4 protein-coding genes are annotated in these 6,431 nt (G+C 50.5%); 2 read left to right on the top strand and 2 right to left on the bottom strand.

Translation table 11 applies throughout. The features are described from left to right. Positions 1–311 precede the first annotated feature (311 nt). On the top strand, positions 312–1,010 hold the full coding sequence (locus ACO1NT_RS03010; protein WP_449046915.1) for an NUDIX hydrolase: 699 nt from the start codon (positions 312–314) through the stop codon (positions 1,008–1,010). Here ACO1NT_RS03010 and ACO1NT_RS03005 read toward each other — a convergent pair. Continuing rightward, positions 1,000–4,374, bottom strand: coding sequence for a DEAD/DEAH box helicase (locus ACO1NT_RS03005; protein ID WP_449046914.1), 3,375 nt, complete (start codon positions 4,372–4,374; stop codon positions 1,000–1,002). The two genes, ACO1NT_RS03010 and ACO1NT_RS03005, sit on opposite strands and share 11 nt — an antisense overlap. Positions 4,375–4,463: 89 nt before the next feature. Between ACO1NT_RS03005 and ACO1NT_RS03000 the strand changes: the two genes are divergently transcribed. Continuing rightward, positions 4,464–5,555, top strand: coding sequence for a DmpA family aminopeptidase (locus ACO1NT_RS03000; protein ID WP_449046913.1), 1,092 nt, complete (start codon positions 4,464–4,466; stop codon positions 5,553–5,555). 1 nt (position 5,556) lies between these two features. On the opposite strand, the gene ACO1NT_RS02995 is transcribed toward ACO1NT_RS03000, so the two are convergent. Then, positions 5,557–6,411: an aminotransferase class IV gene (locus ACO1NT_RS02995; RefSeq protein ID WP_449046912.1), complete on the bottom strand. Its 855-nt coding sequence runs from the start codon at positions 6,409–6,411 to the stop codon at positions 5,557–5,559. Positions 6,412–6,431: the final 20 nt, after the last annotated feature.

The raw sequence follows: 6,431 nt of genomic DNA, 5'->3' as shown, positions 1-6,431 counted from the left end.
CGGACTACGGCACGGATACAGGCGTTCATCCCCGGGGCATCACCACCAGAGGTCAAAACCCCTACTTTCATTATGCTTTGCACTTTTTTAATAATCTTTTGTAAATTAGCAGCACGAATATAGTGTGTATTTGTTACACTATTAAATTTTTCAAGAACTATTTTTTCTACTCGAAAGGTTTAAAGTGAGCAAACTTAGATAAATTTGCTTTTATATGCAATATAATCGTTGTAGATATCAGCATTGAAAAACAATTTTGGAGACGGTATTAGTTTAATAAAATCAGTTGATAGACAAAAACAAGAGCGGCTTTGCAATCAAATTTACCACATTTACAATCGACATTCACCACCGACTGCGTCATCTTCGGTTTCCACGAGGGTGAATTGAAAGTATTGCTCATTGAGCGTAATGAATACCCTTTTAAAGGGTGGTGGGCACTTCCAGGCTTTTTTGTGGAAAACAATGAAACCATAGATGATGCTGTAAAACGGATTCTCTACGAACACACCGGTTTGCGCGACATCTACATGGAGCAATTATATACTTTCGGCGACTTGAAGCGCCATCCCCAAGGGCGCATTATCACGGTTGCCTATTATGCGCTGTTGCGGTTGGACGACTTGAAAAGCCAACCGGAGCCGATAACTGACTATGCCCGCCAGGCGGTGTGGCATTCCTTGAACAACCTGCCGGAACTTGGTTTCGACCACCAGCACATTATCGAAAAGAGCATCCAGAAAGTGCGCCGGAAAATCAGTTATAGCCCCATTGCTTTTGAGTTGTTGCCGGAAAAGTTCACGCTTACGCAGTTGCAGCAACTCTATGAAGCCATTTGGGGGCGCAAATTAGACAAACGGAACTTCCGTAAGAAGATGTTGAATTATGATATCTTGAAGGAACTGTCCGAATTCCAGCGGGGGGTCTCCTATCGGGCTGCGCGGTTGTATAAGCTCGATAAGCGCAAGTATGCGAAGGTCTTCCAAAATGAACTTACATTCAGCCGATAGAACTGAACAGACTCAGTAGCTTCTCACGGTCCAGTGTTTCAAAAAACGAACGCTCGCCCTTCAGCAACCCATGGGCCATGGTGTTTTTAGTTGCCTGCAACTCCAGCACCTTCTCCTCCACGGTATTGGGCGTCACGAGGCGGTAAGCCACCACGTTGTTGTTTTGGCCAATTCGGTGCACGCGGTCGACGGCTTGCTCTTCTACCGCTGGATTCCACCACGGGTCCACGAGGTACACCACCTCTGCGGCGGTGAGGTTCAGTCCGGTGCCCCCGGCTTTGAGGCTGACAAGGAAAACCCGGACCTTGGGATCCTCTTGAAACGTGCGGACCACCTTTCCGCGCTGCCTCGTAGCGCCGGTAAGGCTCACATAGCACACGCCGATTTCCGTTAGCATCTCCCCGATGAGGTGTAACATAGATACAAACTGCGAGAATATAACCAACTTATGGTATGGTGCTTTATCTTCGATTTGTTCCTTCAGCAGTTCAATCTTTGCAGAGACAGCTTTATTCAGCATCCCGTCCGGTAATAGCGCGGGCGAATTGCAGATCTGCCGCAACCGTGTCAACCCACGCAGGACATGCATTGGGCTCTTATCCAACTTTTCACCAGAAAGTGCACAGATAAAATCGCGAAACTCCTTTTCATAGGCACTATATATCTTGCGCTGCTCCTCACCCATTTCGCTGTATAAAACCCGATACACCTTTTCGGGCAATTCGGTTGCTACCGCTTCCTTGGTACGGCGCAGTATAAACGGCTGTATTTTCTGTTGCAGTTCCTTTCGCCGCTTTTGATTCTTGAACTGGTCGATTGGTTTGGCATACACATCCCGGAAATAGCGTTTGTCGCCCAATAAACCCGGGCAGGCGAATGACAATTGTCCATATAAGTCAAATGAACTGTTCTCAAAAGGTGTTCCGCTAATGGCAATACGATTTTGGGCTTTCAGCAACCTTACCGCTTTATAGCGCTGCGATTCGGGATTCTTGATGTTTTGCGACTCGTCAAGGTAAACATAATTGAATGCGAAGTCTTTAAGAAACCGTATATCGGACAGCAGTGTGGTGTAGGAAGTCACCACCACGTCATAACGGTCGAACGACTCGGTGGATTTCACGCGATTAGGGCCATAAAGCGCCAATACGCGCAAGGCGGGAGCAATGATAGCCAACTCCCGCTCCCAGTTGAAAACCAATGTGGCCGGAACCACGACGAGATCAGCGGCCCGCCGGCCATTTTCGCGTTGCGACAGCATGAAGGCGATAACCTGGACAGTCTTGCCTAGCCCCATCTCGTCGGCCAATATCCCCCCGAACTTGAAAGCATCCAAAAAGGTGAGCCAATTCAATCCTTGTTGTTGGTAGTGGCGAAGTGTCACCTTAATCCCTTGTGGTGCCGGCACATCAGGTACCGCGTCAACATTCGCTATCCGCCGCCGTAGTTCCTCGATTTCGGTGGCGGCATCGGCATCCAGTGCTTCCTTAGCGAACAATGTGGCCACCGTTTCAAAATTGGTTTTAGCAAACCGAACGGTACCGTCGTCTATCACTTCGCCAGCTTGGAAGTAAGCTGAAAACCGATCAATCCATTCCTGCGGAAGAATGCCCTTTGTGCCATCATCCAGCGCTATGTAATTGCGTTTATTCCGCAACGCTGCTTGGATCTTTTTAAGCGGTGCCTTTCTTTTGCCGAAACGGACATCGTAGGTGGCATCAAACCAATTGACTCCGCTGATGACTTTGATGTCTACCGAGATGGTATTTGGATTTAAATTGTTGTTTGTTAATTCATTGAACCCATAAACCTCAACAGATTCTTCGCGCCACCTGTCGAATACGGGCAAAATCCACTTTTCATCTAAAAAACATTTCCTGTGTAGGTAAAAATAGTACAACTGATTATCCAGCTGCTCGGGCAACTGCGGATGTTGCTTGATTAGTAGCGAGATGAATGCCTGCTCGAAATCGGCATCCCGGCGTATGATGAAGTCCTTACCTTCCCTATCGAAGGCCATCATTTGTTGTTCGGTACGGATGGCCACCTCGGCCTCTCCATAGCGCACCACCGGAATAATCATCACATGATTACCGAAGTCTGACAAGTAAAGCTGTCGCTTTGGCCTATCGGAAAAGCCATGTTCCTTGAGTTGCCGTGTCGTGCCGACCTTGATATCCGGGTATTCCAAGCGGATGGTCGCTGATAGCTTTTCCAAAAACTGCCGATGGAATTCCCGGTATTTGCTCGCATGGATCAGCAATCGACCATCCTGTTCTTTCAACAGGTCAACGATGCCCAATAATGGCGTATTATCCAGCAAGTATAACGTATCCCCGCACCTCACGAAATATCCGAAATAACGGGGTAGCCCATGTAACGGATATGATTCGCCATCGATGGTAAAAACACCGGTAATGCTATAGAATGCGCCGGACGCGCGAATGGATAGGCTGACGCTACGCGGTGCCATCGCAACCTTCACGGGCATCAATGTTTTTGAAGAGAATGTTTCACCCGTTTCACCATCGTGGTAGTAGAACAGGGACTTACCGCCATATTTCACAATGGTACGCAAGGCTGCCAAATCGCTTGGCGTTCGGTCGCCTTCAACGATTTGCTGGATCGCGGCTATCGCAGCATATAACTTTGCCGTTTCTACTGTGGTCGCTGAAGCGACCAGATCAAGCGGCTTCAGGTGGACGAAGGGTGGTTTTAACCTACCGGACGTGGTGCGTCCAATGTGCATGATGTCTACCCGAATATGCCGGTAATATTTATGCCTGCTTAAGACGATCACTTGTTCTTCCGGTAAAGGCCGCACATCCGGCTGCCGCTTGGCGTGATGATCGGCTTGGCCCACCAAATCCCGTAGTTTGGCTGAGTTTAAGGGAAGTAGTCCGGCAATTCGGGGTTGCATGACCACCCGGCCATCAATAAACGCCGGAAGAAGATAATACTCGGGGTCCGATTCATGTTCCAGCCCATAGGCTGCCGCCGCTTGTTTAACCAGCCGGTGGCGTAGTGTGGGCCGATAAAAGACGCCTAATTCGTCGCGGCGCAGGATGGCAATCAATACTGCTGATTCGGACGACGTAAGCGCCCCGTCCCCAGCGGGGGAGTCACTCGATATCGTCAGGCCATTGGCATCCTGTATCACGGCAACCCGCCTTCGTCCCCCATCTGCCGCGCGGCAGGAAAACACACCCCTATCCACGGTAATTTCCTCCGGTTGCACGGACAGTATTGTCCGGGGTTCGATGGGTGCCACTTCTGCACCGGCCAACGCCACAGCCACCTCTGTGAGTTGGTCTACAGTAGTATCACCGAAAATAAACAGATGCGTACCGGGCGAGTGAAGCATCCGCAAACTTAGCTAAATTCCGAACATCTTCAATATCACCAAAGCATTGTATAACCACATTATTTACTAACTTTAGCTCGAAATAAGCGATGGATAGGCTAATACTTCGAATATCATGGATCATGTGCTGCTGCCTTGCTATCCTGCTCGCCCAAGCGCAAAACAAACGCCTTCGTGATTATGGGGTTTCGATAGGTGTTTTACCCCCAGGGAAGTTGAATGCAATCACCGATGTCGCTGGCGTTCGTGTGGGACACACGACCTTACGAAACGGAGATTCGGTCCGCACCGGCGTCACAGCTATATTGCCCCACGGAGGAAATATTTTCCAACAGAAGGTACCCGCTGCCCTCTTCGTGGGCAATGGATTCGGCAAACTTGCCGGCAGCACACAGATTGCCGAACTGGGCAATCTCGAAACACCGATTATACTGACCAATACGTTAAGTGTGCCCGTTGCCATGGATGCCGTAATTGATTATGTATTGAACCAACCCGGGAACGAAGAAGTCCGGTCCGTCAATGCTGTCGTAGGCGAAACCAACGACGGATACTTGAATGATATACGCGGGCGACATGTACGGAAGGCGGACGTACTCGCCGCCATCCGTACAGCGGATACCACCATGCCCATGGAAGGGTGCGTCGGTGCAGGAACGGGCACCGTATGTTTTGGATTTAAGGGCGGGATAGGCACTTCCTCCCGCCGACTGCCCGCCAACCTGGGCGGTTACGATGTAGGCGTATTGGTACAAACGAATTTCGGCGGCGTATTGCAGATCAATGGCACCCAAGTAGGCGAACAACTGGGGAAATTCACGTTCAGTGACCAGCTGCTCAACAACGTAGATGGGTCGTGTATGATTATTGTGGCCACCAACGCGCCGCTCGATAGCCGGAACCTTGAACGGCTGGCGAAACGGGCGTTTATGGGACTGGCGAAAACGGGTGGCATTGCCTCCAATGGAAGCGGCGATTATGTCATTGCCTTTTCCACCGGGCATCATCCAGCTCAGGAGGTGCCCAACGACCGGATGACACCGCTCTTCATGGCTGCCATCGAGGCAACCGAAGAAGCCATCATCAATTCGCTTTTCGCTGCCCAGACAACCACGGGTAAAGACGGACGAACGGTGAATGCGCTTCCTGTCGAAAAGTTGTTACCCCTCCTCAAGCGATAGACTACCGTCTAGTCAGCTCCTTGAAAGCGCGTTGCAAACGCCCTGTTATCGGCCCTATGACACCTGCCCCTACGATATGGTTGCGACCACCGAACGAAAACGACCTTATGGCTGTCAACTGGGTGGTGGTACCTGTAAGGAATGCCTCGGCCACTCGGGGTAAATCATCAACTGTAACGCCTTCTTCCTTCACCTCGATGCCGAGTTGGGTGGCAAGGGAAATCACTACGTCCCTTGTTATACCGGGTAAAATATGTGGGCTGTTCGGATGGGTGAACAGACAACCATCCAGCACAAAAAAAACGGATGAATGCGATCCCTCGGTAATCGTTCCATCCCTTTCAAAGACATGCTCGGCCATACCGAGCTCGTGGGCCCCATTGTTGGCCAATACATTGGCCATCAGCGAAGTCGATTTGATGTTGCACCGCTGCCAACGGAAGTCGACAGAAAGGAGCACCGCCACCATTTTCTGATCATAGCCATTAAAATCAAATGGTGACGCATATAGCAATACGGAAGGTTCGGTGACTGCCGGAAATCGATGTACGCGCGGCGCCTTGCCACGCGTTACCTGTATATAAACGGTACCGTCGGGGAAGCCGGCATGGGCTGCGGCTTCCACCACCTGTCCCATCAAGTCGGCGGCGGCAAAGCTTAACCCGATTTCGGTAAGCCCGCGCTGAAGGCGTTCGATATGGGCGTCGGGCATGAAAAGCCTTCGATCATAGAAAGGGATAACCTCGTAAATGCCATCGCCAAATAGGAAACCCCGGTCAAACACGGACACCGTGGCTTGGTCAGCGGGTAGCCACCGGCCATTCAACCACACGGAATCTGGATAATTCTGGCTCATAGGGCAGTGGATATGTTGAT

This window comes from Parapedobacter sp., from assembly GCF_053550995.1.
This window is presented reverse-complemented; position numbering and strand designations above follow the sequence as displayed.